24 protein-coding genes are annotated in these 23,769 nt (G+C 63.7%); 13 read left to right on the top strand and 11 right to left on the bottom strand.

Going from position 1 to position 23,769, the window contains the following annotated elements; translation table 11 throughout:
- Nucleotides 1-85: 85 nt before the first annotated feature.
- From D1F64_RS08660 to D1F64_RS08640, 5 genes are all read left to right on the top strand, one after another.
- A complete protein-coding gene (locus tag D1F64_RS08660; RefSeq protein WP_117412114.1) occupies nucleotides 86-871 on the top strand; it encodes an ABC transporter substrate-binding protein in 786 nt (261 codons plus the stop codon).
- A gap of 162 nt (nucleotides 872-1,033) precedes the next feature.
- Nucleotides 1,034-1,744, top strand: a complete 711-nt coding sequence (locus D1F64_RS08655) for an ABC transporter permease (protein WP_117412113.1) — start codon at nucleotides 1,034-1,036, stop codon at nucleotides 1,742-1,744.
- On the top strand, nucleotides 1,741-2,580 hold the full coding sequence (locus D1F64_RS08650; RefSeq protein WP_117412112.1) for an ABC transporter permease: 840 nt from the start codon (nucleotides 1,741-1,743) through the stop codon (nucleotides 2,578-2,580). The genes D1F64_RS08655 and D1F64_RS08650 overlap by 4 nt, the downstream gene beginning before the upstream one ends.
- Nucleotides 2,581-2,749: 169 nt before the next feature.
- Nucleotides 2,750-3,898 carry a PLP-dependent aspartate aminotransferase family protein gene (locus D1F64_RS08645; protein ID WP_117412111.1) on the top strand — a complete coding sequence of 383 codons (1,149 nt, stop codon included), beginning with the start codon at nucleotides 2,750-2,752 and terminating at the stop codon, nucleotides 3,896-3,898.
- Between the two features lie 73 nt (nucleotides 3,899-3,971).
- Entirely contained in the window at nucleotides 3,972-4,919 is a 948-nt protein-coding gene (locus tag D1F64_RS08640; RefSeq protein WP_117412110.1) for an MBL fold metallo-hydrolase, read from the top strand.
- A gap of 94 nt (nucleotides 4,920-5,013) precedes the next feature.
- On the opposite strand, the gene D1F64_RS08635 is transcribed toward D1F64_RS08640, so the two are convergent.
- On the bottom strand, nucleotides 5,014-5,898 hold the full coding sequence (locus D1F64_RS08635; protein ID WP_117412109.1) for a LysR family transcriptional regulator: 885 nt from the start codon (nucleotides 5,896-5,898) through the stop codon (nucleotides 5,014-5,016).
- 356 nt (nucleotides 5,899-6,254) lie between these two features.
- Here D1F64_RS08635 and D1F64_RS08630 point away from each other — a divergent pair, with 356 nt between their 5' ends.
- Nucleotides 6,255-7,133 carry an NAD(P)-dependent oxidoreductase gene (locus D1F64_RS08630; RefSeq protein WP_117412108.1) on the top strand — a complete coding sequence of 293 codons (879 nt, stop codon included), beginning with the start codon at nucleotides 6,255-6,257 and terminating at the stop codon, nucleotides 7,131-7,133.
- Nucleotides 7,134-7,211: 78 nt separating this feature from the next.
- Here the strand turns inward: D1F64_RS08630 and D1F64_RS08625 are convergent, their stop codons facing one another.
- On the bottom strand, nucleotides 7,212-7,730 hold the full coding sequence (locus D1F64_RS08625) for a DUF302 domain-containing protein (RefSeq protein ID WP_248304671.1): 519 nt from the start codon (nucleotides 7,728-7,730) through the stop codon (nucleotides 7,212-7,214).
- A 108-nt stretch (nucleotides 7,731-7,838) separates the two neighbouring features.
- The gene (locus D1F64_RS08620; protein WP_117412107.1) at nucleotides 7,839-8,333 is read right to left on the bottom strand and encodes an Lrp/AsnC family transcriptional regulator; all 495 of its coding nucleotides are present in this window, start codon (nucleotides 8,331-8,333) and stop codon (nucleotides 7,839-7,841) included.
- Between the two features lie 218 nt (nucleotides 8,334-8,551).
- Here D1F64_RS08620 and D1F64_RS08615 point away from each other — a divergent pair, with 218 nt between their 5' ends.
- Nucleotides 8,552-9,556, top strand: a complete 1,005-nt coding sequence (locus D1F64_RS08615) for a sulfurtransferase (RefSeq protein WP_205470703.1) — start codon at nucleotides 8,552-8,554, stop codon at nucleotides 9,554-9,556.
- Between the two features lie 203 nt (nucleotides 9,557-9,759).
- Complete coding sequence (locus D1F64_RS08610; protein WP_117412106.1) at nucleotides 9,760-10,500, top strand: methyltransferase domain-containing protein; 741 nt, start codon at nucleotides 9,760-9,762, stop codon at nucleotides 10,498-10,500.
- A 12-nt stretch (nucleotides 10,501-10,512) separates the two neighbouring features.
- On the opposite strand, the gene D1F64_RS08605 is transcribed toward D1F64_RS08610, so the two are convergent.
- Genes D1F64_RS08605 through D1F64_RS08595 form a run of 3 tightly spaced genes read right to left on the bottom strand, consistent with a single transcriptional unit; the run spans nucleotide 10,513 to nucleotide 13,159 of the window.
- Nucleotides 10,513-11,799, bottom strand: coding sequence for a cation:proton antiporter (locus tag D1F64_RS08605; protein WP_117412105.1), 1,287 nt, complete (start codon nucleotides 11,797-11,799; stop codon nucleotides 10,513-10,515).
- Nucleotides 11,799-12,524: a uracil-DNA glycosylase family protein gene (locus D1F64_RS08600; RefSeq protein ID WP_117412104.1), complete on the bottom strand. Its 726-nt coding sequence runs from the start codon at nucleotides 12,522-12,524 to the stop codon at nucleotides 11,799-11,801. Before D1F64_RS08600 ends, D1F64_RS08605 begins: the two co-directional genes overlap by 1 nt.
- A 23-nt stretch (nucleotides 12,525-12,547) precedes the next feature.
- The gene (locus D1F64_RS08595; protein WP_117414510.1) at nucleotides 12,548-13,159 is read right to left on the bottom strand and encodes a glutathione S-transferase; all 612 of its coding nucleotides are present in this window, start codon (nucleotides 13,157-13,159) and stop codon (nucleotides 12,548-12,550) included.
- Between the two features lie 211 nt (nucleotides 13,160-13,370).
- Between D1F64_RS08595 and D1F64_RS08590 the strand changes: the two genes are divergently transcribed.
- The gene (locus D1F64_RS08590) at nucleotides 13,371-14,912 is read left to right on the top strand and encodes a HAMP domain-containing sensor histidine kinase (protein ID WP_117412103.1); all 1,542 of its coding nucleotides are present in this window, start codon (nucleotides 13,371-13,373) and stop codon (nucleotides 14,910-14,912) included.
- A gap of 16 nt (nucleotides 14,913-14,928) precedes the next feature.
- Here the strand turns inward: D1F64_RS08590 and cobT are convergent, their stop codons facing one another.
- Nucleotides 14,929-15,969, bottom strand: coding sequence for a nicotinate-nucleotide--dimethylbenzimidazole phosphoribosyltransferase (gene cobT, locus D1F64_RS08585; protein ID WP_117412102.1), 1,041 nt, complete (start codon nucleotides 15,967-15,969; stop codon nucleotides 14,929-14,931).
- A 95-nt stretch (nucleotides 15,970-16,064) separates the two neighbouring features.
- Between cobT and D1F64_RS08580 the strand changes: the two genes are divergently transcribed.
- The 3 genes from D1F64_RS08580 to D1F64_RS08570 are packed head-to-tail and all read left to right on the top strand — an operon-like array spanning nucleotide 16,065 to nucleotide 17,825.
- Nucleotides 16,065-16,880, top strand: a complete 816-nt coding sequence (locus D1F64_RS08580; RefSeq protein ID WP_117412101.1) for an adenosylcobinamide-GDP ribazoletransferase — start codon at nucleotides 16,065-16,067, stop codon at nucleotides 16,878-16,880.
- Between the two features lie 52 nt (nucleotides 16,881-16,932).
- Nucleotides 16,933-17,121 (top strand): DUF1289 domain-containing protein, encoded by a 189-nt coding sequence (locus D1F64_RS08575; protein ID WP_117412100.1) that lies wholly within the window; start codon nucleotides 16,933-16,935, stop codon nucleotides 17,119-17,121.
- Nucleotides 17,121-17,825 (top strand): TIGR02281 family clan AA aspartic protease, encoded by a 705-nt coding sequence (locus D1F64_RS08570; protein WP_117412099.1) that lies wholly within the window; start codon nucleotides 17,121-17,123, stop codon nucleotides 17,823-17,825. The genes D1F64_RS08575 and D1F64_RS08570 overlap by 1 nt, the downstream gene beginning before the upstream one ends.
- 3 nt (nucleotides 17,826-17,828) lie before the next feature.
- Here D1F64_RS08570 and dusA read toward each other — a convergent pair whose 3' ends face one another.
- The 3 genes from dusA to D1F64_RS08555 all read right to left on the bottom strand — a co-directional run bounded on the left by dusA (nucleotide 17,829) and on the right by D1F64_RS08555 (nucleotide 21,649).
- Complete coding sequence (dusA, locus tag D1F64_RS08565; RefSeq protein WP_117412098.1) at nucleotides 17,829-18,824, bottom strand: tRNA dihydrouridine(20/20a) synthase DusA; 996 nt, start codon at nucleotides 18,822-18,824, stop codon at nucleotides 17,829-17,831.
- Between the two features lie 377 nt (nucleotides 18,825-19,201).
- Complete coding sequence (locus D1F64_RS08560; RefSeq protein ID WP_117412097.1) at nucleotides 19,202-20,215, bottom strand: SDR family NAD(P)-dependent oxidoreductase; 1,014 nt, start codon at nucleotides 20,213-20,215, stop codon at nucleotides 19,202-19,204.
- Between the two features lie 414 nt (nucleotides 20,216-20,629).
- Nucleotides 20,630-21,649, bottom strand: a complete 1,020-nt coding sequence (locus tag D1F64_RS08555; RefSeq protein WP_117412096.1) for a 1-aminocyclopropane-1-carboxylate deaminase — start codon at nucleotides 21,647-21,649, stop codon at nucleotides 20,630-20,632.
- A 139-nt stretch (nucleotides 21,650-21,788) separates the two neighbouring features.
- Between D1F64_RS08555 and D1F64_RS08550 the strand changes: the two genes are divergently transcribed.
- Nucleotides 21,789-22,265: an Lrp/AsnC ligand binding domain-containing protein gene (locus tag D1F64_RS08550; protein WP_117412095.1), complete on the top strand. Its 477-nt coding sequence runs from the start codon at nucleotides 21,789-21,791 to the stop codon at nucleotides 22,263-22,265.
- A 25-nt stretch (nucleotides 22,266-22,290) separates the two neighbouring features.
- On the opposite strand, the gene D1F64_RS08545 is transcribed toward D1F64_RS08550, so the two are convergent.
- A complete protein-coding gene (locus D1F64_RS08545) occupies nucleotides 22,291-23,769 on the bottom strand; it encodes an amidase family protein (RefSeq protein ID WP_117412094.1) in 1,479 nt (492 codons plus the stop codon).

The raw sequence follows: 23,769 nt of genomic DNA, 5'->3' as shown, positions 1-23,769 counted from the left end.
GGAGACGCACAACGCGCCCCTGACCGTTCGCAGCGCCAATGAACGCGGCGAACACCGTGCATGACAAAAACCAGAGGGTCTTCACATGGGTTTCATCAAACAGATTACCGCCATTGCCGCGGTCTCGATCATCGGCCTTTCCGCCTCAATGGTCGGCGCATCGGCCGCCGACAAGATCCGCATCGGCACGGAAGGCGCCTATCCTCCGTTCAACAACCTGACGTCTGACGGCCAGCTCGTCGGCTTCGACATCGACATCGCCAAGGCGCTGTGCGAGGAAATGAAGGCCGAGTGCGAGTTCGTCACCCAGGATTGGGACGGCATGATCCCGGCGCTGATCGCCAACAAGTTCGACGCCGTCATCGCGTCGATGTCGATCACCGAGGAGCGCCTGCAGAAGGTCGACTTCACCAACAAATACTACAACACGCCTCCGGCCATCGCCGTGCCGAAAGACTCCGAGATCGCCGGCGTGACGCCCGCAGATCTTGACGGCGTTGCGCTCGGCGCGCAGTCCTCGACAACGCATTCCAACTACGCGGAAGCCAAGTTCCCCGGCGCCGACATCAAGCTCTATCCGACTGCTGACGAATACAAGCTCGACATCATCAACGGCCGCCTCGGCGCGGTGATCGACGACGTGGTGGTGCTCAGCGAATGGATCGACAGCGCGGACGGCGCCTGCTGCAAGATCCTGGGCACGCTGACGCCGGACCCGGTGATCAATGGCGCGGGCGCAGGCATTGCGATCCGCAAGGGCTCGGACGAGTTGAAGGCGAAGTTCAACGCGGCCATCGACGCCATTCGCGCGAACGGAACATACAAGGAAATCAACGACAAATACTTCAAGTTCGACGTCTACGGCAGCTAGGCTCGCGGTCCGGGCCGGCCTTGTGAACAAGGCCGCGTTCGAATCTGACTGCATGCCGCGGGCCTCGCGCCCGCGGCATCACGCGACACCATCATGGCGCGGCGGGAGCCTGTGTTTCCGCCGCGCCCATGAGTTGCGCGCGGTATCAACGGACCGGATTTGATGGATCAGACATTATTGCTGTTGTCCTTCGGCGCGGACGGCTGGGGCGACGAGATTGCCTGGGGGCTGCTCGTCACCGTCACGCTCGCGCTGGCGACGCTGCCATTCGGCCTGGCGTTGGGCTTCTTCCTCGCGCTGGCCAAGGAGTCCTCCGAGCCCTCCATGCGTGCCGCGGCCAACGTCTACACGACGATCTTTCGCGGTCTGCCTGAGCTTCTCACCCTTTTCATCGTCTACTACGGCGCGCAGATCCTGCTGCAACTGGTCATTCAGCTGTTCACCGACAGCTATGTGGAGATCAACAGTTTCATCGCCGGCATGGTGGCGCTGACCTTCGTGTTTTCCTCCTATGCGAGCGAGGTCTTCCAGTCGGCCTTCAAGGGCATTCCCTTAGGCCAGTATGAGGGTGGCCATGCCCTGGGCCTTACCCGCGTGCAGACCATGCGGCTGGTTATCGTGCCGCAACTGATCCGGCTTGCGCTGCCGGGCCTGTCCAACCTGTGGCTGGCATTGCTCAAGGACACAGCGCTGGTTTCGATCGTCGGGCTGTCCGATATCCTGCGTCAGGCGGGTGTCGCGGCGAAGGTCACGAAGGAAGCCTTCCTGTTCTACGGCTTCGCCTGCCTGCTCTATCTGGTGCTGGCGATCATCTCCTCCTACGGGATCTCCTCGATCGAGCGCTGGACGCGACGCGGGGAGGTGCGCCGATGAGCGATACAGCCCTCGGCGCCGCGGCCGTCGAACATGCCCCACCGCCGCCGCAGGCAAAATGGACAGGCCTTCGGATTGCCGGATATCTGCTGGTGTCGTTCTGGAGCCTTGCCGGCCTTGGCCTGATCTGGTTTCTCGTCGACAGTTACAGCCCCGTGTTTGTCGTCCGCTATGGCCCGAAGTTCATCTCCGGCTTCATCGTCACGATCGAACTGGTGCTGGTTTCCATCATCCTGGGCGCGCTGATCTCGCTGCCGATCGCCTTCGGGCGCATGTCGAGAAACCGGATCATCGGCGCCTTCGCCTATGCCTATGTCTATTTTTTCCGCGGCACGCCGCTGATCGCCCAGACATTCCTCGTCTATTACGGCGCGGGATCGTTCCGCGAGTTCTTCGAGGACATCAACCTGTGGTGGTTCTTTCGCGACGCCTGGTACTGCGCCATCTTCACCTTCTCGCTGAACACCGCCGCCTACCAGGCCGAGATCCTGCGCGGCGCCATCGAGAACGTGCCGCGCGGCCAGATCGAGGCCGGCCAGTCCCTGGGCCTGCCGCGCTGGGTGATCTTCATCAGGGTCGTGCTTCCACAGGCCTTTATCGTGGCGCTGAGGCCCTACGGCAACGAGATCATCCTGATGATCAAGGGCTCGGCCATCGCCTCGGTGATTACGGTCTACGACCTGATGGGCGAGACCAAGCGCGCGTTCTCGCGCAGCTACGACTTCCAGACCTATCTCTGGGCCGCGATCATGTATCTGGTGATCGTGGAGACGCTTCGCAGGTTCTGGGACAAGCTTGACGCGCGCCTCACCCGGCATCTGGAACGCGCGGGCTGATCCGCGCCCCGATGGGAACGTCGGGTCCCACGCGGACCCGCGATGGCCGCGTTGCCCACAGCACGCCAAAGCGCCACGCGCGCGCTTTGAGATTTCGCGCGCGATACCTATTGTGCCGCGACCGAGCGGTCTGCCGCTTCCCACTGTCCCTTGTGCATCGGATTTCGCCATGAGCACGAACCAGCATCACGTCGCCACCCTGCTTGCCCACGCCAACGGAACCCCCGATCCGGTGACAGGCGCCGTGGTGCCCGGCATCGCGCCCGCCACCACCTTTGCGCGTGGCGCGGACTACGCGCTCACCAGCCCGCAGCATCTCTACGCGCGCGACGACAACGACCTGTTTCGCCAGACCGAGGGCCTGATCGCCCGGCTGGAGAACGCGGCGGCGTCCCGGCTGTTCGCCTCCGGCATGGCCGCGATCTCCTCGATTTTCCGAACCGTGCCGCCCGGCGCCGCCGTGGTGCTGCAATCGGGCATCTACTGGGGCACCACCGCCTGGGCGCGCAAGTTCTGCAAGCGTCAGGGCATCGCGCTGGTGGAAGCCGACTCCACCGATGGGCCGCGCTTCTGCGAGATCCTGGCGGAGACGAACCCCGATCTGGTGTTCATCGAAACACCCGCCAATCCCGGCCTCGGCGTCACCGATATCGCGCTGGTGGCCGAAGCCGCGCATGAGGCGGGCGCCATACTCGCCGTGGACGCCACCGCCGCGACGCCGCTGCTGTGCAAGCCGCTCGATTTCGGCGCCGATCTCGTCGCGCATTCGGCCACCAAGGCGATGAACGGCCATTCCGACCTGCTCGCCGGCGTGGTCTCCACCGGCAATGCGGAGGACGAGCACTGGAAGCTTATCGTCGAGGACCGGCACGACGCCGGCGCCGTGCTCGGCTCCTTCGAATGCTGGCTGCTGCTGCGCGGCTTGCGCACCCTGGCCTTGCGGGTGGAGCGAATGAGCGCGAACGCGCAGGCCATTGCCGAGTACCTCGAGAGCAATCCGGCTGTGGAGCGCGTGCTCTATCCGGGCCTTGAGAGCCATCCCGGCCACGAGATCGCGCAAGCTCAGATGAGCGGCGGCTACGGCTCCCTGCTGTCGTTCCTCGTCAAAGGCGACGAGACCGATGCGCTGGCCGTTGCCGGGAGGCTGAAGCTGATCCTGCGCGCCACCTCTCTGGGCGGCGTGGAAAGCCTCGTTGAGCACCGCTACACCATCGAGGGCGATGCGACGGGCGTCGCGAAGAACCTTTTGCGGCTGTCGGTCGGTATCGAGCATCCGGACGATCTGATCGCCGATCTGCAACTGGCGCTGGGCGGCTGATCCCCTTTGCCGCATCGATTATATTCATGATCTGGAATATTATCGTGACACGTTCAAAAGGGAGAGAGACCGCATGCATAGACCCAAATCCATGCTGTTCGGCGCCGTGGCCGCGATTTGCTACGCATTGCTGCCGCCGACAGGCGCCACAGCCGATCCGGTCGCCGGATTGACACCCGTTGCGGTCGCGCCCGGCATTCATGCGCTCGTCGGGCCGCTGGGCCAACGCGATGCCGACAACCTCGGCAACAACGCGACGTTCGGAGTCATTGAGACGGACGCCGGCGCCGTGGTGATCGACTCAGGCGGCAGCCGGCGCGGCGCGGAAGCCCTTCTCAAGGCCATCCACACCCTCACCGCAAAGCCGGTCGTTGCCGTCATCAACACAGGCGGTCAGGATCACCGCTGGCTTGGAAACGGCCCGTTCCACGACATGGGCGCCGCGATCTATGCCACTGAAGCCGCTATCGCCGATCAGAAAGACCGCGCCGACATGCAATTCATGGTTCTCGAGAACCTGATCGGCGCCGAGGGGCTGGCGGGAACCGAGGCTGTCTACGCCGATACGGCCGTGAGCGAGGAGACGACGCTGACGTTCGGGTCGACGACGGTCGTTCTGATACCCGCGGGCCCGGCGCATACCCCGGGAGACATGCTGGTCTGGCTGCCGCAGTCGCGTGTCGTCTTCGCCGGCGATGTGGTGTTTCTGGACCGGCTTCTCGGGATCCTGCCCGTCTCCTCGTCCTCGGGCTGGCTCGAGGCCTTTGGCCGGCTCGAAGCGCTGGATCCGAATATCGTCGTGCCCGGGCATGGATCCCCGGCGCCGCTTGCCAAGGCGCAGGCGCAAACCCGCGACTACATTGCGAGCGTGCGCGCGGCGATCGGCACCCTGATCGAGGACAATGGCCTTATCCAGGACGCGCCGACGATCGACCAGTCCGCCTACGCGGCGCTTCCCGGCTTCGACAGCCTTGCGGGCCGCAATGCGCAAGCGGTCTATCAGGAAATGGAATGGGAATAGCGCGACAGCGCGCGGCACAGGCGAGACGGAAGCGGTGACGCACCCGGGCTCCCCGCAGCCCCACCGCATGACCCGCGGCTTGCGGCCTCCGGTATCAGCTGCAGGCGGCGGCGTGACCACGCAACCAGGACGCGAAGGCCTTCAGCGGCGGGCGCATCACGCCGGGCCGGGTAACGATGTGATACCCCGAACCATGGCTGCGCGTATCCTCAAACAGGACCTTGAGGCTGCCGGAAGCGATGTCCGGCTCGATGAAAGCGCGCGCGGTGGCGGAGACGCCATCGCCACGGCGCAGCCCCTCGAGCACCATGTAGCCCGGCAAATGGGTGACATTCATCTTCCTGGTCGGCACCACACCTTGGCGCTGCACCCACAGCGCGAGCTCGTTGGTACCCAGTTCCTGCAGCCAGGGAAATTGCAGCAGGTCCTCCGGCGTGGTGATCGTCCGCTCACCGATCAGGCTCGCGGCGCCAACAACAACGAAACTCGTCGGCAGCAGCAGTTCTGACTCCAGGCCCGCCCAGTTGCCGTCACCGAAGCGGATGGCCAGGTCGACACCGCCCGGCTCGAAGGTGACCACCTCGCCGGTTGGATTGAGCATCAGCTCGATGTCCGGATGGCTGTTTCGGAAATCGGAAATGCGCGGCATCAGCCAACTTACCGCAAAGGCGGGCGTCATGGTGATGTTCAGCGGCCGGACACCCTCCTCTCCGGTGAGATGGTCGACGGTGGCGCGGATCGCCGAAAACCCTTCGTTGACGCCCTGAAACAGGGTTTCGCCTTCGGGTGTCAGGGCAATGCCCCGGCCTTCGCGGACGACAAGCTGCAGGCCAAGATGCTTCTCCAGCGCGCGGACCTGCTGGCTGACCGCCGCATGGGTGACATTCAGCTCGCGTCCGGCCGCGGAAAAACTCTTTTTCTCCGCAACGGCGGAAAAAGCCCGCAGGCTGCTCAGGGAGGGAAATTCACGCCAATTCATCTGTTAGCCAAACTTATATTCGAACATTCTTCTTGGGTCGCATTTTTCGCGCTCAATTGCAATATTCCGCTCAACGCAAGCTCAGAAGGATATTAGGTCATGTTAAGTATTTATGCTCATGCATTCATGGAAGCCAGCCGCTTCCCGCGCGCGACCGGGCGGACCTGCCCCAACGGCACGCGGACAAGACCCGGCGAGATCGGTCACGTTTCGCCAGACTGTGGCGTCGCGGGCCCGACGGGGTCTAGCCAGCGCCTGACAGATTTGGTCAAATGCCCTACAAACATTGCGACACCAGATAATTCAAGGCTCGGCGGTTACGCCGGGCCTTTGGTCTGTACAGGAGGGCATATCCAATGGCGAAGGTTGCATTCATCGGTCTCGGCGTCATGGGCTATCCGATGGCCGGTTTTCTGAAAACCAAGGGCGGCCATGATATTACCGTCTACAACCGCACCACCGCCAAGGCCGAGAAATGGTGCGCCGAATATGGCGGCGACCATGCGCTGACGCCCAAGCAGGCGGCCGAAGGTTGCGACTTCGTGTTCTCCTGCGTCGGCAATGACGACGATCTTCGCGCCGTCACCATCGGCCCGGACGGGGCCTTCTCCGCCATGAAGCCGGGCTCGGTGTTCATCGACAACACCACGGCGTCGGCGGATGTCGCGCGCGAGCTCTACGACGCCGCCAAGATGAACGGCCTCGACTTCCTCGACGCGCCGGTCTCCGGCGGCCAGGCGGGCGCGGAAAACGGCGCGCTCACCGTGATGGTCGGCGGCGACGAGGCGGTGTTCGCCAAGGCGGAGCCCGTGATCCAGTGCTATGCCAAGATGGTCGGCCTGATGGGCGGCGCCGGCGCGGGACAGCTCACCAAGTGCGTCAACCAGATCTGCATCGCCGGTCTCGTGCAGGGTCTGTCGGAAGGCATCCACTTCGCCTCCCGCGCCGGCCTGGACGTCGAGAAGGTGATCGGCGTGATCTCCAGGGGCGCGGCGCAGTCGTGGCAGATGGAGAACCGCTGGAAGACCATGGCGGCCGGCCAGTTCGAGCACGGCTTCGCCGTCGACTGGATGCGCAAGGATCTCGACATCTGCCTGGGCGAAGCGCGCGAGAACGGCGCCCGGCTTCCCGTCACCGCGCTGGTCGACCAGTTCTACGCGGAAGTCCAGGCGATGGGCGGCAAGCGCTGGGACACGTCGAGCCTGATCGCCCGGCTCGACAACGCCGACAAGTAGGGCGTCTCAACAGCCCAAACGAAAACGGCCGCCCGGTGGGCGGCCGTCTTGCGTTGCGCCGAAGAAGCGCCGAGACGATTACTCGCCCGCGGCTTCCTCGACGATCTCGGTCAGCACGCCGTCGATGTCGCCCAGCGCCTCGGCGGAGGCGGCGCTGGTGCCCTCGCCGAGCTTGCGGTGGCCGACCGTGACGGAACCCGGCGTATCGGCGCGCTCGTAGACGAACAGCACATAGGGGCAATAGGCGATGTTCATCGGATCCGCCTCCATCGCCTTGCGCGACAGAACGGCGGAGCAGAACTGCATCGCCTCGGCTTTGGTGTAGATGGCCCTCCCCGCCCCGACATCTTCCGCGGTGCGTGACAGCATGTCGCCGATGTGGGCGTTGTAGTCGACCACATAGCCGCGGTTGACGATCGCGTCCTCCAGATCCTGACGGACCTCGTCGTAGGGGCGTTCGACAGTGACTGAGACCACACCGGGCATGTCGCCATTGGCCTTGGCGGCCGATGGCGCCAGGGGCGCGAGCAGCATCAGGGCGAGGCAGAGGGCCAGTTTCGGAAGCACAGGCTTGAAGATCGCGGAATTGGGGCGCATCGGATCACCTCTCAAATATGAATTCCTGAATATTACGCCGATCTCGCGCAACCGCAATTGATCTCGCGCAAGCGCCGGTCTGCCGGCCGTTCCCGAAGCGCGCGCGGACTATGCCTTGTCCTTGCCGCCATCCTTACCGGGAAGGATGTAGCTCAGGGGCAATTGCGTGGTGTATTTGATCTGTTCCATGGCGAAGGTGGTGCTGACATCGGAGATGTCGATCTTGGCGATCAGCCGCTTGTAGAAATTGTCGTATGCGGCGATGTCCGGCACGACGACGCGCAGCAGGTAGTCGACCGAGCCGGCCATGCGATAGAATTCCACGACCTCGGAAAACTCGGTGATCACGTCGGCGAATTTCTTCAGCCAGTCATCGGTGTGCTGGCTGGTGGTGATGGCGACGAAGGCCGTCACTTTGGCATTGACCTTTTCCGGATCCAGAACGGCGACGCGGCGGCGGATCACCCCGTCCTCCTCCAGCTTCTGGATGCGCCGCCAGCACGGTGTGGTCGACAGACCGACCCGGCGGCCGATTTCGGCGACAGGCACGGTGCTGTCCTCTTGCAGAATGGAGAGGATTCTACGGTCGACCTTGTCGATCATCGCGGTTTTCCCTGAAATCAAATTCCAACATATTCCCATATGACGATGCATGCATTCCAATTTCACATGCGAAGTCGAGAATATTAGATTTTTCTTCTAGTCAGCGAGCCCCGCACGCTTGTCGCCTTTCACCGAAAATGTCAAATGATGCCTTACAGACCGGCTGTTCTGCGCACCTGAAAGCGCGGCCTGCCGGCCAACAATCAACGAGGTAACCCATGGTCCGGATCAAGGCGGCGCTGCACCGCATGGCAGCGAAGGCATCCAAACTCGCTCTCGCGCTGACCGCGGCCGTCTGGCTCGGCCTGCCCGCCATGGCCGCCGTCGACGCGCCGCCGCTGGTCAGCGCCGAATGGCTGAAGACGCATCTGAATCGCGACGACATCATCATCCTCGACATACGCTCGCCCTACGCCGATTCCGGAAAGCCCGACTATCTGAAGGGCCACATTCCGGGCGCGCTTTGGAGCGAGTATCCCGGCGTGTGGCGCACCGAGCGCGACGGGGTGGAAGGCATGCTGCCGTCCGTCGAAAAGCTCGAGGCCTCCCTGTCGGAACTCGGCGTCACGGAAGAGAAGACCGTGGTCATCGTGCCCGCCGGCAAGGACAGTCAGGAGTTCGGCGGCGCCGCGCGCATCTACTGGACACTGAAGCAGCTTGGCCAGCCCTCGGTCACCATCCTGGACGGCGGCCACAGCGCCTGGACGGCCGATGCCTCCAACCCGATCGAGACCGGCGATGTGACGCCGGAAGGCGACATGTTCATCGCCGAAGCCGACACCGACATGGTGGTCTCCGACGAGCAGGTGAAGGAACAGATCGGCACGCGGATCGTCATGCTCGACGGACGCCCGCACGCCCAGTTCATCGGCAACGACAAGCATTCCAACGCCAAGCGCGCCGGCCGGATTCCGGGCAGCGTCAATCTCGACCAGGACCGTTTCTTCGACGCGGCTAAAAAGCGCCTGCGACCGCCGGCGGAACTTGCGGCAATCGCGTCTTCCGTGGTCGACGACCCGGCGGCTGAAATCGTCTCCTACTGCAACACCGGCCACTGGTCCGCGACCAACTGGTTCGTGCTGCACGAACTGCTCGGCTACGAGAACGTCTCGCTCTACGACGCCTCGATGGTCGGCTGGAGCGCCAATCCGGCATTGCCGATGGAGATCGGTGAAGCGGTTGGTTCGGCCAAGCCGGCGGTTGCCGCCTCCCCCAACGGATAGTCTCCACCGGCCGGGAGCCGTCAAGCCCGATACCGGGCCCGCCCTTGCAGCGCGGCCGGGTCGGGCTTATCTGCGCTTGACGACAGACCCCTGGCATGACCTTCGGAGCGGCATCGCGCAATGCTCTCCCTCGTGCACGACTCCCCGCTTCGTGCCGGCGTCTGATTGTTTCGAAACCGCCGGATTGACGATTGGGTTGAGACATGGCTGACGCGAGATCGATGGGCGCACGGGCATTTGAAACGAGCCGCGCGCCGGACAAGCCTCACGTCAGCCCGATGTGTCCGATCTGCGGCGGGCGCCGTTTCATCGCCTCCGACGCGGGCCGTCTCGCCAAAGGCGGCGTGCCTCCGAAATGCGAAGCCTGTTCAGGCCTCGAGCGTCACCGCATCGTCCGCGCGATGTTCGATTGTCTTCCGGACGGCTTTCTTCGGGGCAAATCCGCCTTGCAATTCTCCCGCGACCCCGGCGTGCCCATGGAGCGGCTCGGGGACGTCGATGTCTCCGTCTATGGCGGCGACAATTCCCTCGACATCTGCCGGCTCGACCGGCCCGCCGACAGCTATGACTGGGTGATTGCCAATCATGTAATCGAGCATGTGGGCGACGATTCCGCCGCCTTGCGCGAAATGCTCAGGGTGGCGAAGCCCACGGGTTTCGTGCAGGTGACGGTGCCCAGCCCGTCGAGCCAGTTGTGGACCGAGGACTGGGGCCGCGCCGACCCGGCCGCCTACGGCCACTATCGCGGCTACGGCTCGGATCTGCCGTTCGTGCTTGCCAACGCCCTTGAGGGCGCGCACGGCCTGCAGGCCATCGGCTGGGACACGGTGATCCCCACGCGCTGGGAGCCGGTCTACTTCTTCTCGCCGACGCGCGACGCGATCACCGCTTTGGGAATGGCCTTGAAGGCCGGCGGCTTTCCCGTTCTCGCCGCGTCGCGGTAGGGCACTGCGACTCTAACGGCCGGCTTCAACCGGGGCCGGCTCCCCAGGCTGTTCGCCGATGACGTGATATTTCTTCAGCCACCAGCGCAAGGCCAGCGGCGCGAGCAAGGTGCTGAGCACAGAGGTCGCGACAAGAGCGGAGTAGAGATTGTCATGGAAGACATTGTTCTCCGGATCGAGCAGCCCCGCTTCCACGGCGACGGAAAGCACAACCAGTTCCACCGCGCCGCGCGCCGTCATGCCAATGCCAACGGCGACGGCCGCGGTACGCGACAATCCACTCATGCGGGCCGGAACGCCTGCGCCGATCAGCTTGCCGCAAATCGCGACGCTTGTTGCCAACGCCACCAGTTCCGGTGCCTGCCATATGGCGAACGGATCGAACCCCATGCCAACGGAGCAAAAGAAGACCGGCGCCAGAAGCCCATCGGATATGCCGCCCAACGCCATGCGCACTTCGTTGAAGCCGCGCTTGCCGATGCGCACCGGCTCGAAGAAGATTCCCGCCATGACGGGACCAAGCACCCAATGCAGGCCGAGAAGTTCAGCGAGAGCCGCATAGGCGAGCGCGACTGAAACCAGCGCGAACAACTCTGCCGCGGCAAGATCGAGAGCCTTCACGCCGCGGTGAATATGGGGAAAAATTCGCGTACCGATCGCGATCGTCGTGCCGCCATAGATCAGCAGGCCAAGCACCGTGGCGCCAATATCCAGAGCAATCGACGTCGTCGTGCCGCCGCCGATATCAGTGAAGGCGGCCATCAAGGCAACGAGCAACAAGCCCATGACATCGTCGAACAAAGCGGCTGCAATGATCGTGCGCCCGAGTGGCGCATGCAGCATTCCGAGTTCCGACAGGACCTTCAGCGCCGACGGAATGGCGGTGATCGACATGTCGATGCCGAACAGGAAGGCCAACGCCAGCAGTCCATCGCCTTTCGGGAAAAACACAAGCGCCAGCGCGAAACCGGCCGCCAACGGCACGGTGACGCCCCCAAAGGCCACGATAAGCCCGCGGCGCAACGAATGCGCCAACTCGGAGGGCGCGATTTCGACAGCCGCCGCGAGCAAGACGATAAACATGCCGGCGGTGGCGGCCGCCGAAACGGCGGCGGAATCCTGCAACAGCTCGAAATACGGCACACCAAAGACCGACACGGTGGCAATCGCCATGCCCGCCAGCAGTGCGCCGACCACCGCCGGCTGACCTATGCGGCGCGCCGCGCTGCCCGCGAGCCTCGCACTGACGAGAACGACAAACAGCGAGACAATCACCTCGAACGGGTGTTCGGCAGACATCAGCCTTTGCTCCGGAGGTCGCGATTCACAGTGAAACCGGTCTCGACAGTCCGGTCAGCCTGCTTGGGATCTTGATGCCGCGCCTTGATATCGATCAGCCGCGCCACTTCAGCGCGCAGCACGGGCAGCAGATCCGTCTCGAACCACGGGTTCCTCTTCAGCCACGCGTTGTTGCGCCAGGAGGGATGCGGCAGCGGCAGGATACGCGGGCGACGCTCACCGGCGAAAATCTGCCGCCAATGGCCGACGGTTTCCGTCAGGTTTCGCTTCCGGTCCGCGCCCAGATGATACGCCTGTGCATATTGGCCGATGGCCAAGACCAGTTCGACCTGCGGCATGGCCTCATACAGACGGTCATGCCACAGCGCCCGGCATTCGCGGCGCGGCGGCAGGTCTCCCCCCTTGGCGTCGAGGCCGGGGAAACAGAATCCCATCGGCACGATGGCAAGGCGGCACGGATCGTAGAAGACCTCGCGGCCGACGCCAAGCCAGTCGCGCAGCCGGTCGCCCGACGGATCGTTGAAGGGAATGCCGGTGGCGTGCACGCGGGTGCCCGGCGCCTGGCCCGCGATGCACAACCGGGCCGTCGAGCTTGCCTGGACCACCGGCCGCGGCCGATGCGGCAGGCTGGCGCGTATCGGCGCCTCGACACAGGCGCGACAGGCACGGATCTCGTCGAGAAGCGTCGCGAGGTCGTCTTTCCCGGTGATGTCAGACTCTCCCATTGCCGACTGCCTGCCTCGCCCGGTCAAGCCCGGGCGCTGGGGCGCGCGGACACTTCCGCATGCCAGCGGTGCAGGTTGACGAGTGTCTCGGGGACCTCGACCTTCGCCGGCTTGCAGAAATCGACCGCGCACAGAGCGGTTATGTCCGCGATGGTGAAACGCTCACCGGCAACGAACGGCCGGCCGGCGAGTTCTCCATCAAGAAACGCGAGCTGGTCCAGCGCCTTCGGGCGGTTCGCCTCACCCCACGCGGCGATCTGCGGCACCTCCATTCCCGCCATTGATGGATGCAAGTGGCGAAAAACCGCCGCCACCGCACCAAACAGGTTCATCTCAACGCGCCGGTTCCACATTTCCACGATCGCCTTGTCACGCGCATCCACCCCCATCAGCGGCGGTTCGGGCCGCAGCTCCTCGAAATAGCGGCAGATGGCGACGCTTTCGGCGATGACGGTGCCATCCTCGAGCTGCAGCGCCGGGGTCCGCTGATACGGATTGAGCGCGGTGAACTGCGGCGATTTCTGCTCCAGCGCCCCGATATCGATTGGCGAAAGCGGAACCGTGATTGCCTTTTCGGCAAGGAAGATGCGCACCCGGCGCGGGTTCGGCGCGCGGCCTCCGTCAAAGAGTTTCAGTGTGGAAAAATCAGATCCCGCCATGCGCATTCCTTCCTGTCATTCGAGGGCTCTGCGTCCCTGTTCGCATGTCGCAAGGAAAGCCCCGAATGCGCCGGTTTGCAAATCGTTAACCATATTTCTGAGGCCGATCTTAAGAGTTTGTGACGAAGATGCCTCGGAATTGGATCCTGATCGAAACTCCCGCGCAACCGAAGAGCCGCCGTTCGGCATGATAGACAAACCGAATGTATCGGGCGTCGAAAAGACCGCCCTCAACAGCGAACGAGCAGGCCGCCGCCGCGCCGTGCAGCGCACGGTCACGGGCATGCGCGAGCAGTTGAACACGGTCAACGGCATGCGGCCGGAGTTCGACCACGAGCTGACGCTGATCTATGCCAAGACGCGCATCAGCGCCGCCTTCGCCCTGCCCGCCTTCGCCATGATCATCGCCGGCATCTGCTACTTCTGGATCGGTGCCGCCAACATCGTCACATGGATCAGCGCGGTGACGCTGGCCCATCTGCTGATGCTGTCGATCTGCTCGCGTTTCGAGAAGACGCCGATTGCGGAGATCGACCTGAAACGTTGGCGGCGCAATTTCGTCATGGGCGATTTCCTGCAGGGCCTTGCCTGGGCGGCCATCATGATGCTGCCGGTCAACACCGTGAACACCGCCAGCTTCGAGGTTTTCCAGTTCGCCACCGTGCTGGTAATCATCGCCATGATGACCATGCTGTCATCGAACCTCCCGCGCGCGCTTTTCGCGGCCACGCTGCCGATCACCGTGGCGATGGTCTATGTGTTCGTGCAGCAGCAGGAGCCGATCTTCTTTGCCATGGCCGCGATGGCGGTGGGCGCGCAGATCTTCTTCGTCATCCTCGGCTTCCGCATGCATTCCTCCAACGTGATGATGCTGCAGTACCGGGCGCAGAAGGACGAGCTGATCGGCGAGCTCGAGCAGGCCAAGGCCGTCAGCGACGACAGCCGCCGCCGCGCCGAGGAGGCCAATCTCGCCAAGTCCCGGTTCCTGGCCACCATGAGCCACGAGCTGCGCACGCCGCTCAACGCGATTCTCGGGTTTTCCGAGGTGATGCAGAACGAAGTCCTGGGGCCGATGCAGAACGCGACCTACAAGGACTATGCCTCCGACATCCACAATTCCGGCCAGCATCTGCTCAACCTGATCAATGAGATCCTCGACCTCTCGCGCATCGAGGCGGGCCGCTACGAGCTCAACGAGGAAGCCACCACCCTGGTGCACATCGTCGAGGACTGCCTGCATCTGATGAAGCTGCGCGCCAAGAGCAAGAGCATCAGCTTCAACGACCAGTTCGAACAGGATCTGCCAAAGCTTTGGGCCGACGAGCGCGCCGTGCGCCAGGTGGTGCTGAACCTGATGACGAATGCGGTGAAATTCACGCCGACGAATGGCGAGATCTCCGTCAAGGTGGGCTGGACGGCCAGCGGCGGGCAGTATGTCTCGATCCGCGACAATGGCCCCGGCATCCCGGCGGACGAGATCCCCGTGGTGATGCAGGCCTTCGGACAGGGCTCCGTTGCGATTAAGAGCGCGGAACAGGGCACCGGCCTCGGGCTGCCGATCGTTCAGGCGCTGATGCAGATGCACGGCGGCAAGTTCGAGCTGAAGTCCAAGCTGCGCGAAGGCACCGAAGTGATCGTCACCTTCCCGCGCTCGCGCGTGATGGAAGCCATGCCGCAGATCGAGCCGACCCATCGCCCCCAGGCGGCCGGCATGCGCCAGGCGTCATAGCCCGCACCGTTGCAGCTCAGTCCTTGTTCGTGACGCCCGCATCCGCGAACGTCGCCATGCCGTCGTGCACCTGGGCGGCGGCCTTGACGATGCCGGCGGCGAGCGCAGCCCCCGTCCCCTCGCCCAGCCGCATGCCGAGATCCAGCAGCGCCGTCTTGCCCATGGCGTCGAGGGCGCGGCGGTGCGCGGTTTCCGCCGAGACATGGCCGAACAGGCAGTGGTCGAGCGCGGTGGCATCCATCTTGTGAAGGACGGCGGCGGCGGATGTCGCCACGAAGCCGTCGACGATCACGGGAACCCGCTGCAGCCGCGCGGCCAGGATGGCGCCGGCCATGGCGGCGATTTCCCGCCCGCCGAGACGGCGCAGCACCTCCAGCGGATCCTTCAGGGCGCCTTCGTTGCGCGCGACGGCCTTGGCGACCACCTCCGCTTTGCGGGCAATGCCGGCCGCGTCGTGCCCGGTGCCCGGGCCGACCCAGTCGCTTGCCGCGCCGCCGTACAGCGCGTGGAAGATGGCGGCCGCCACGGTGGTGTTGCCGATGCCCATCTCGCCGATGCACAGAAGATCCGTGCCGCCCGCGATCGCTTCCATGCCATAGGCGATGGTCGCCGCGCAGGTCGGCTCGTCCATCGCGTCCTCCTCGGCGATGTCGCCGGTGGGAAACTCCAGCGCCAGTTCAAAGACCTTCAGGCCGAGATCGTGGGCGATGCAGATCTGGTTGATGGCCGCGCCGCCGGCGCCGAAATTGGCCACCATCTGCGCGGTGACGTCGGAAGGAAACGGCGACACGCCCTGTTTGGTGACGCCGTGGTTGCCGGCGAAGACCGCGACCAGCGGCCGGGTCACCTTGGGACGCCCCTCGCCCTGCCAGGCGGCGAGCCATTCTACCAGATCCTCGAGCCTGCCCATGGCGCCCGCCGGCTTGGTGAGCTGCGCGTCGCGCGCGCGCACCACCGCCACCGCATCCAGATCGGGACCCGGCATCTGCGGCAGGAGATTGCGGATGTCGTCGAACGGAAGGCCGGTGGGCGTCTGGCCGGACAGGGTCTGGGACATGCGGGGTTCTCCGAAAGGGCGATTGGCATTGGCGCGGATTTGGCCGCGATCTATAACCAGCAAGGTCGCAAACACAAGCACGGACGCCAACACCCATGAAGACGCAGGGAAACCCGCTTTGGAGCGCACTCGCGCCGTGGCTTGCCGACATCGCGGCGGCGATGCGATTCTTCTCGCGCCTTCCCGTGCCCCGGCTCGGCCCCGACGACGACCCCGCCGCCATGCCCGATTTCACCCGCGCGTCCCGCGCGACGCCGGTTGCGGGCGCGCTGATCGCGCTTCCCGGCGCGCTCCTGCTGCTGGCTCTGAGCCTCACCGCGCTGCCGCCCCTGGTGATCGCCGCGCTCACGCTGTGCGCCCTGATCGCCACGAGCGGCGGGTTGCACGAGGACGGGCTGGCCGATGTGGCGGACGGATTCTTTGGCGCGCACACGGCCGAGAAGCGGCTGGACATCATGCGCGACAGCCGGGTGGGCACCTATGGCGTTCTGGCCCTGGCCATGGCGCTGATACTGGCGGCGGGCCTGCTCGAGACGCTTCTGATCCGGCACGGGGCCTGGGCCACCGCCCTGGCGCTGGTGGGCGCGGGCGCGATCAGCCGCGCGGTGGCGCTTTGGCCCTGGGTCATGCTGCCGTGCGCGCGGCCGGGCGGCCTCGCCGCGCAGGCAGGCCAGCCAGGAAAGGATGCGGTCGTCGGCGCCTTCGTGCTCGGCGCGGTGCTGACGCTGCCGCAGGCGGTCACCATCGGCCTTGCGCACTGGCTCGCGGCGCTGGGAGCAAGCGGCCTTGCCACCCTGGGCACCGGTTCTCTGGCCCGCGCCAAGATCGGCGGCCACACAGGCGACGTTATCGGCGCCGCGCAACAGCTCGCCGCGCTTGCCTTCCTGATCGGCCTTCTTATGTTTGCGTAAGCGATGTCCCGAGGCGCGCCACGGCCTGATTGAGCCAAAACAAAGGACGGCAATGACGGTTTCCCGCTCGAGCCCTTGCATCAAGATCTGTGTGATCGACCAGGCCAGCGGCCTGTGCCGGGGATGCGCACGCACGCTTGATGAGATTGCAGCCTGGGGCGGCCTTGATGACAGTGCGCGCCAGACCATCACCGACCGGTTGCCGGCGCGCATGGCCGCCCTCGCAGGGGAGACCGCGTGATGACAGCGCTGAAATACATCGTCATCGCCGGACTTGGCGTCTTCATGGCCGGGGCTGTGGCCTATTACATCGGTTTCTGGGACCAGGATCCCGCAACCGCGAATCTCGATCGGAGCGGCCCGCAGCTCGTCAAGCTGTCCGCCCTGGCGCTCATCCTGGGAGCAAGTCTGCTGTTTTCACCGCGCAATCTCGGCACCGCCCTGCGCTCCATGCTGATCTGGACAAGCCTCGGCGTCATCCTGGTGGCCGGCTACGCCATGCGCTATGAGCTCGAAACCGTCTTCTGGCGCACCGTCGGCGTGCTGGTTCCCGGCTATGCCATCGAGCAGAACGACGGCACCATCGCGCTGGTGCAGGATCGCTCCGGCCATTTCACACTGGATGCAACGGTCGACGGCGCGCCGGTTCATTTCCTGGTCGACACCGGCGCGAGCATGATCACGCTGACGGACGAGGACGCGCGCGCCATCGGCCTGGACACAGCGGCGCTGAATTTCCGCACGCCGGTGACCACCGCCAACGGTCAGGCGCTCGTCGCCCAGGTGCAGCTGGACACGGTCACGATCGCCGGCTCGGAACTGCGGCGCCTGCGGGCCTTCGTCGCGCCGCCTGGAAAGCTGCGCAGCAGTCTCTTCGGCATGAACGCGCTCAACCGCCTGGCCTCCTGGCGGGTGGAAAAGGGCCGCATGATCCTGCAGCCCTGACGATCAGGCCACGGCCACGTCGAATACGCCGCCGGTGACATGCGCGAGCGCGGCTTCGATGACCTCGAGCCCGGCGCCCTCCTTCACAGCTTCCGTCGAAAGCGTCCGCCGCCAGGCGCGGGCGCCGGGCGCGCCCTGAAACAGCCCGAGAATATGGCGCGTGATATGCGACAGGCGCACGTCACGCGCCAGTTGTTCCTCGATGTAGGGCAAGAGCGCTTCAATCGCCGCCTCAAGCTGCACGGGAGGCGTGTCCTCGCGATAGATGCGGTTGTCGACCGCCGCCAGAAGCGCCGGTTGCTGATAGGCCGCGCGGCCCAGCATCACGCCGTCGACGCGCTCGAGGTGACGCTCGGCGTCATCGAGCGTCGCGATGCCGCCATTGATGCCGATCCAGACATCCGGCAAGCGCTGCTTGAGCCGATAGACGCGGTCGTAGTCCAATGGCGGCACGTCGCGATTTTCCTTCGGCGACAGGCCCTTGAGCCAGGCCTTGCGGGCGTGCACCCACAGCGCGTCCACGCCCGCCGAAACCACGGCGTCGGCCAGCCGGTCCAATGCCTCCTCGGGGTCCTGGTCATCGATTCCCAGCCGGCATTTGACGGTGACCGGAATGGACACGGCCTCCTTCATGGCGGCGACGCAGTCGCCCACCAGGTCCGGCTCCGCCATCAGGCAGGCGCCGAAACTGCCCGACTGCACCCGGTCGGACGGGCAGCCGACATTGAGGTTGATCTCGTCGTAGCCAAAGCCTTCCGCGATCCGCGCGGCCTCCGCCACATCGCGCGGCTCGGAGCCGCCAAGCTGGCAGGCAACCGGATGCTCCACATCGGAGTAGCCGAGCAGCCGCGCGCGATCGCCATGGATCACGGCGCCGGTGGTGACCATTTCCGTATACAGCAGCGCACGGCGCGTCAGCTGACGGTGAAACACGCGGCAATGCCGGTCCGTCCAGTCCATCATGGGCGCGATGGCAATTTTCTTATATTTTTCAGCCATTTACATTAATTTTAAAACCGAACTGAGATTGGGCGGACTGACACTGCCTACAGACGTGTTATGTGACTCATTTCAGCCAGTTTTTCAAATTGTAACGTCCAATGTCAGTCAACACCACTTCTCTGAGCGAAGCGCTCGGCCAACTCGATAATGGGAGTTAATAGCATGGGCATGCCATCATCGATGTCCGGTGGCTGCGCATGATCGGCAAGAAAAGTCCGACCCATATCTACCTGGAACAAAGAACACTGCAAACCATCGACAATCCGTTCGCCACGAGATTGTCACCCATGTCCTAGGAACAAACTGTTACCTATCTCCCAGGGTCGGACCCCCAAGGAAACTGGAGCGGGCGAAGGGCTTCGAACCTGAGACCTCTACCTTCGGAGGGATATTCCGGTCAGAGCTTCACTTCTGCGCCAAAGTCCTTCTGCCGCGTCTGGATCGATCGCGTAGGCCTCGACACCGATGAGGCGCTTCGAGCGGTCTTCTGTGCCCAGATCGACGGAACCGCCCTTCGGAATCATGGGCGTTATATCGGAATCGGCGCAGTACACACCGCCCATGCCGTCAAGCTTTGGGCTGACCGCGCACCAGACATGCGTGGCGGCTCCCTGTGGCACCGACTTCAGGTCACGGCTCAAATCTACGACCGGCCGATCATTTTTATCGACGAACCCGGTATTTTTCAGCATTTCCACCCCGACATGCGTGCCGAGATTGGTTGCCGCTATCCCGCCGGGATGGAGTGAGAACGCACGAATGTCGTCTTCCTTGCCGCGCTGGTCGACACCGACCGCGAAGAGAATATTGGCCGTTTTTGACTGGCCGTAGGCCTTGAAGGGATCATAGTCGCGATGCTCGAAATTGATGTCGTCGAACACGACCGGCGAAAAGCGGTGACCGGCGGAGGAAACCGAGACGACACGCGCGCCGCCGGCTCGCTTCAAGGCGGCCCAGAGGCGCACGGTCAACCGGAAATGACCGAGATGGTTGGTGGCGAACTGCAACTCGTTGCCTTGTGAATCGCGCTTCAGTTCGGGCAGCGCCATGATGCCGGCGTTGTTGACGAGCAGGTGAAGCGGCAGGCCCGTTTCGACGAAGTCGCGCGCGAAATCGTCGATCGAGCCTGGGTCGGTGAGGTCCATGAATTGAACCTCCATGCCGCCGCCAGCCTCGGCAATCGCCTTGCGTGCGCGCTCGACGTCACGGGCCGGTACGATGACCCGCGCGCCGGCCGAGGCGAGCGTGCGCGCCGTTTCGAGCCCGAGGCCCGAATATCCGCCCGTGACGATCGCAACCTTGCCGACAAGATCGACGCCTTTGATGATGTCGATCGTCGTGCTGGCTCGACTGAATCCGGAATTGATCGGTGATTGTGCTGTGGTCATCGCGATAGCTCCTTCTGATTGGGGCAAAGATGGATCATGAGATCTGAACGATGAATTCTTGATCATGCGGAATTTATAAGAGATCGTTCAATGGCGAAGGTGACAGCTCGGTCTGCGGACCGTTGCCTCAACCCGCTTCGGCCAAGGCGTCGGCCGTGTTCGAATCGAGGAGCAGTTGCTTGCCAGGCCTCCCACGGTCTGATCACTCTTCGCCCATAACGGCGCCATGAGCGACGCCGGCCGAGGTGGCGTGACCCCGAAACCGGCCTATCTGGATCGGTTGCTGAGGTGCGATGTTCCCGGCACGGTCCGACCATCCACAGTGGTGCCCGGAAAGCCGGCAGCAGACCAGAGGCACCAACTTCTGAGTAAGTGGAACCTCCGATCAACCCGGTGCGGTTCAAAATGACGCCGTCAGCCGTCCTTATAGTGGTAGCTGTAGCCGTTCAGTGCAGGCGCGCCGCCGAGATGGGCATAAAGAACCCTTGATCCTTCGGGGAAAAAGCCCTTCCGGGTCAGGTCGATCAGGCCCTGCATCGATTTTCCTTCGTAGACCGGATCGGTCATCATCGCTTCCGTGCGGGCGGCCAGGCGGATAGCGTCGTTGGTTTCTTCGGAAGGGACGCCATAGGCAGGGTAGGCATAGTCGGGGTTGATCACGATCTCGTCTTCCCGGACGGCTCGTTCCAGCCCGACCAGTTTGGCGGCCTTGTCGACGATCTGGCGAACCTGCGCCCGCGTCTGATCGAGGGTTCCGGATGCGTCGATGCCGATAACTCGGTCGGCCCGGTTCTGTGCGGCAAATCCGACAATCATGCCGCCCTGGGTGGAACCGGTGACGACACAGACGATGATGTAGTCGAACTTGAAACCGAGATCGTCTTCCTGTCTGGCGACCTCCTCGGCAAAACCGATATAACCGAGGGCTCCGTATTTGTGCACGGATGCACCGGCCGGGATCGGATAGGGCTTGCCGCCGGCATCCTTGACCGACTGGATGGCGTCTTCCCAGCTCTTGCGGATGCCGATATCGAAACCGTCGTCGACCAGGCGGCTGTCGGCGCCCATCAGCCGGGTCATCAGGATGTTGCCGACGCGATCGTAGACGGCATCATAATGGGGCACCCATTTTTCCTGGATGACCACGCATTTCATGCCGATCTTGGCTGCGGTCGCGGCGACCATCCGTGTGTGATTGGATTGAACGCCGCCGATCGAAACCAGCGTGTCCGCTCCCGAGGCAATGGCATCGGGGACGATATATTCCAGCTTGCGCAGCTTGTTGCCGCCCATCGCAAGCCCCGAATTGCAGTCGTCCCGTTTGGCGTAAATCTGAACCTTGCCGCCGAGCGCCTGCGTCAGGCGCGGCAGATGTTCGATTGGCGTCGGGCCGAAGGTGAGCGGGTAACGTTCGAATTTTTCCAATAGTGACATGGCTTGGCTCCGCGGACCTGATGCCGGAAACCTTATGGAGATTTTGTTGAAAGGTGCTCCCGAATTTTCTTGTATTTTTTCTTTTAATTTTCAATCAAGCGCAATAAAAATAGAATTTCTATCAAAATTATAGATATTTATGAAAGATTCTCTCTTGAACGAACTCGATCGGACCGACATGAAGATTCTGCGGGCCTTGCAGGCAGAAGGCCGGTTGACCAATGCGGACTTGGCGGCGCGCGTGAACGTTAGCCCCGCCACCTGCCACCGCCGCACCGAGAGACTGATGCAACAAGGATATGTGATGGATGTCCGGGCGTGTATCGCGCCGGAAGCGGTCGGTCTTGGTGCGCTAGTGATGGTGGGTGTCGTCCTGGACCGGTCGACCCCGGAGAGCTTTGCCTCCTTTGAGGAGGCCGTACACGCAATGCAGGAAGTTCTCGACTGCAACCTGGTGGCGGGAGATTTCGACTACCTGCTGAAAATCCGCGTTTGCGACATGGCGGATTTCAACAAGCTGCACGGCGAGCGGCTCATTGCGCTTCCGGGAGTGCGGCAGACACGGACGTTTTTCGTTATGAAAAGCGTCAAGGACAACGCTCCCCTGCGGTTTTGACCGCTTCCGCCGCGCAGGCGAATGTTCAGCACGCAGCTTGCAGAAGTGGGCTTGCGCGTTTGAGCGCGTCAAGATCCGGCTTCGGTGCGCCGAACGCGCTGTCACCGGCAAAAGCCGCTTCGATCTCCGCGGCAAATGCCAATACGCCGAGGTCGTCGTTGCGCTTGCCAACGATCTGCAGGCCGAAGGGCATGCCAAACTCATCCCTGCCCATCGGGATGGTGATCGAGGGATGGCCCGGGATCGTGGAGGCATAGGCCAGGGCCAGCCACTGGTAATAGCTGGCTGTCGCCACACCGTCGATCTGCGCCGGATAGAGTTCGTGCCAATCGCGCGGACTGATCGTTACCGCAGGTGACAGGACAAAATCATAGACATCGAAGAAGTACTGCCACTTGCGGTAATACTCACCCTGACGGTTCATCGCGTCGGCGACGTCAAGGGCCGAGTAGGACAGGCCTTCCTCGACATTGGCCATGATATTCGGTCCGTATCGGCCCGGATATCTCGTCGTATTGGCGTGGTGGGCGCCGAGCATCATGACAGCGCGGAGCACCGCAAAGATCCGGTCCGCATATGCACAATCGGGTGCCGTCTCCTCCGCCACGGCAAACCGCGGGGCGAGAAGCTCCGCCCGTTTACGGAAGGCCCGGCGGACGACCTTTTCCGTCATGGCGAAACCAAAGTCTTCAGTGAAGGCGACTTTCAAAGACGACAGCTCGCACCGGGGCAGTGCCGCAAAGTCGCGCGGGTTCCAAAGCGTCTTGCCATTTGCCACTGCGGTGAACGGGTCAAGCCGGTCGGGCCGTGCCATGACCGACAGCATCAGTGCCGTATCGGCAACCGTGCGCGCCATCGGGCCGGAGGTCGACAGATGCATAAGCGCCATGCCACGGCCATCACCCGGCACCACGCCCGGAGAGGGGCGGAAGCCGACGACCCCGCAGAAGGCGGCGGGGCTGCGGAGGCTGCCTCCGGTGTCCGATCCGGTGCAAAGGGGCGCCATACCGGTTGCAAGCACCGCGGCCGAACCGCCGGAGGAGCCGGCAGCGCTCTTCGAGGGATCATGCGGATTGCCCGTCGGACCGTAGACTGCATTGACCGTATTGCCGCCGGCGGAAAATTCCGGATTGTTGGTCTTGCCGAGGACGACGGCTCCGGCCCGGCGCATGGCGGCGACGATGGCATCGTCCCTGGCGGCAACATTGTCCCTGAACAGCTCCGAGCCAAAGGTGGTTGGCAGGCCGACGACGTCGATCATGTCCTTTACCCCAAAGGGCAGGCCATGAACCGGACCGAGCGGTTCGCCTTTCAAGACCTGCTCTTCCGCCTTGCGGGCTTGTGCGCGCAGGCTGTCGAAATTGGTTGCGACGATGGCATTGACCGCCGGATTGATAGCCTGTGTCCGGGCAATGCAGGCTTCCGCCAGTTCCACCGGCGATAGCTTACGCGCGCCGATGAGCCGGCGGGTCTCAATGGCGGTCAGGTCTGCGGGGTCGGACAT

Source organism: Breoghania sp. L-A4, assembly GCF_003432385.1.
Classification (GTDB): domain Bacteria; phylum Pseudomonadota; class Alphaproteobacteria; order Rhizobiales; family Stappiaceae; genus Breoghania.
This window is presented reverse-complemented; position numbering and strand designations above follow the sequence as displayed.

Excerpts from the sequence above, each read along its gene's own strand:
- D1F64_RS08615 (WP_205470703.1), top strand. The coding sequence starts at position 8,552 with ATGGTCCGGATCAAGGCGGCGCTGCACCGCATGGCAGCGAAGGCATCC.
- D1F64_RS08600 (WP_117412104.1), bottom strand. The coding sequence starts at position 12,524 with ATGGGAGAGTCTGACATCACCGGGAAAGACGACCTCGCGACGCTTCTC.
- D1F64_RS08555 (WP_117412096.1), bottom strand. The coding sequence starts at position 21,649 with ATGTCACTATTGGAAAAATTCGAACGTTACCCGCTCACCTTCGGCCCG.
- D1F64_RS08560 (WP_117412097.1), bottom strand. The coding sequence starts at position 20,215 with ATGACCACAGCACAATCACCGATCAATTCCGGATTCAGTCGAGCCAGC.
- D1F64_RS08660 (WP_117412114.1), top strand. The coding sequence starts at position 86 with ATGGGTTTCATCAAACAGATTACCGCCATTGCCGCGGTCTCGATCATC.
- D1F64_RS08640 (WP_117412110.1), top strand. The coding sequence starts at position 3,972 with ATGCATAGACCCAAATCCATGCTGTTCGGCGCCGTGGCCGCGATTTGC.
- D1F64_RS08620 (WP_117412107.1), bottom strand. The coding sequence starts at position 8,333 with ATGATCGACAAGGTCGACCGTAGAATCCTCTCCATTCTGCAAGAGGAC.
- cobT (WP_117412102.1), bottom strand. The coding sequence starts at position 15,969 with ATGTCCCAGACCCTGTCCGGCCAGACGCCCACCGGCCTTCCGTTCGAC.
- D1F64_RS08570 (WP_117412099.1), top strand. The coding sequence starts at position 17,121 with ATGACAGCGCTGAAATACATCGTCATCGCCGGACTTGGCGTCTTCATG.
- D1F64_RS08545 (WP_117412094.1), bottom strand. The coding sequence starts at position 23,769 with ATGTCCGACCCCGCAGACCTGACCGCCATTGAGACCCGCCGGCTCATC.
- D1F64_RS08635 (WP_117412109.1), bottom strand. The coding sequence starts at position 5,898 with ATGAATTGGCGTGAATTTCCCTCCCTGAGCAGCCTGCGGGCTTTTTCC.
- D1F64_RS08590 (WP_117412103.1), top strand. The coding sequence starts at position 13,371 with ATGATAGACAAACCGAATGTATCGGGCGTCGAAAAGACCGCCCTCAAC.
- D1F64_RS08625 (WP_248304671.1), bottom strand. The coding sequence starts at position 7,730 with ATGCGCCCCAATTCCGCGATCTTCAAGCCTGTGCTTCCGAAACTGGCC.
- D1F64_RS08645 (WP_117412111.1), top strand. The coding sequence starts at position 2,750 with ATGAGCACGAACCAGCATCACGTCGCCACCCTGCTTGCCCACGCCAAC.
- D1F64_RS08575 (WP_117412100.1), top strand. The coding sequence starts at position 16,933 with ATGACGGTTTCCCGCTCGAGCCCTTGCATCAAGATCTGTGTGATCGAC.
- D1F64_RS08655 (WP_117412113.1), top strand. The coding sequence starts at position 1,034 with ATGGATCAGACATTATTGCTGTTGTCCTTCGGCGCGGACGGCTGGGGC.
- D1F64_RS08630 (WP_117412108.1), top strand. The coding sequence starts at position 6,255 with ATGGCGAAGGTTGCATTCATCGGTCTCGGCGTCATGGGCTATCCGATG.
- D1F64_RS08610 (WP_117412106.1), top strand. The coding sequence starts at position 9,760 with ATGGCTGACGCGAGATCGATGGGCGCACGGGCATTTGAAACGAGCCGC.
- D1F64_RS08605 (WP_117412105.1), bottom strand. The coding sequence starts at position 11,799 with ATGTCTGCCGAACACCCGTTCGAGGTGATTGTCTCGCTGTTTGTCGTT.
- D1F64_RS08650 (WP_117412112.1), top strand. The coding sequence starts at position 1,741 with ATGAGCGATACAGCCCTCGGCGCCGCGGCCGTCGAACATGCCCCACCG.
- D1F64_RS08550 (WP_117412095.1), top strand. The coding sequence starts at position 21,789 with ATGAAAGATTCTCTCTTGAACGAACTCGATCGGACCGACATGAAGATT.
- D1F64_RS08580 (WP_117412101.1), top strand. The coding sequence starts at position 16,065 with ATGAAGACGCAGGGAAACCCGCTTTGGAGCGCACTCGCGCCGTGGCTT.
- dusA (WP_117412098.1), bottom strand. The coding sequence starts at position 18,824 with ATGGCTGAAAAATATAAGAAAATTGCCATCGCGCCCATGATGGACTGG.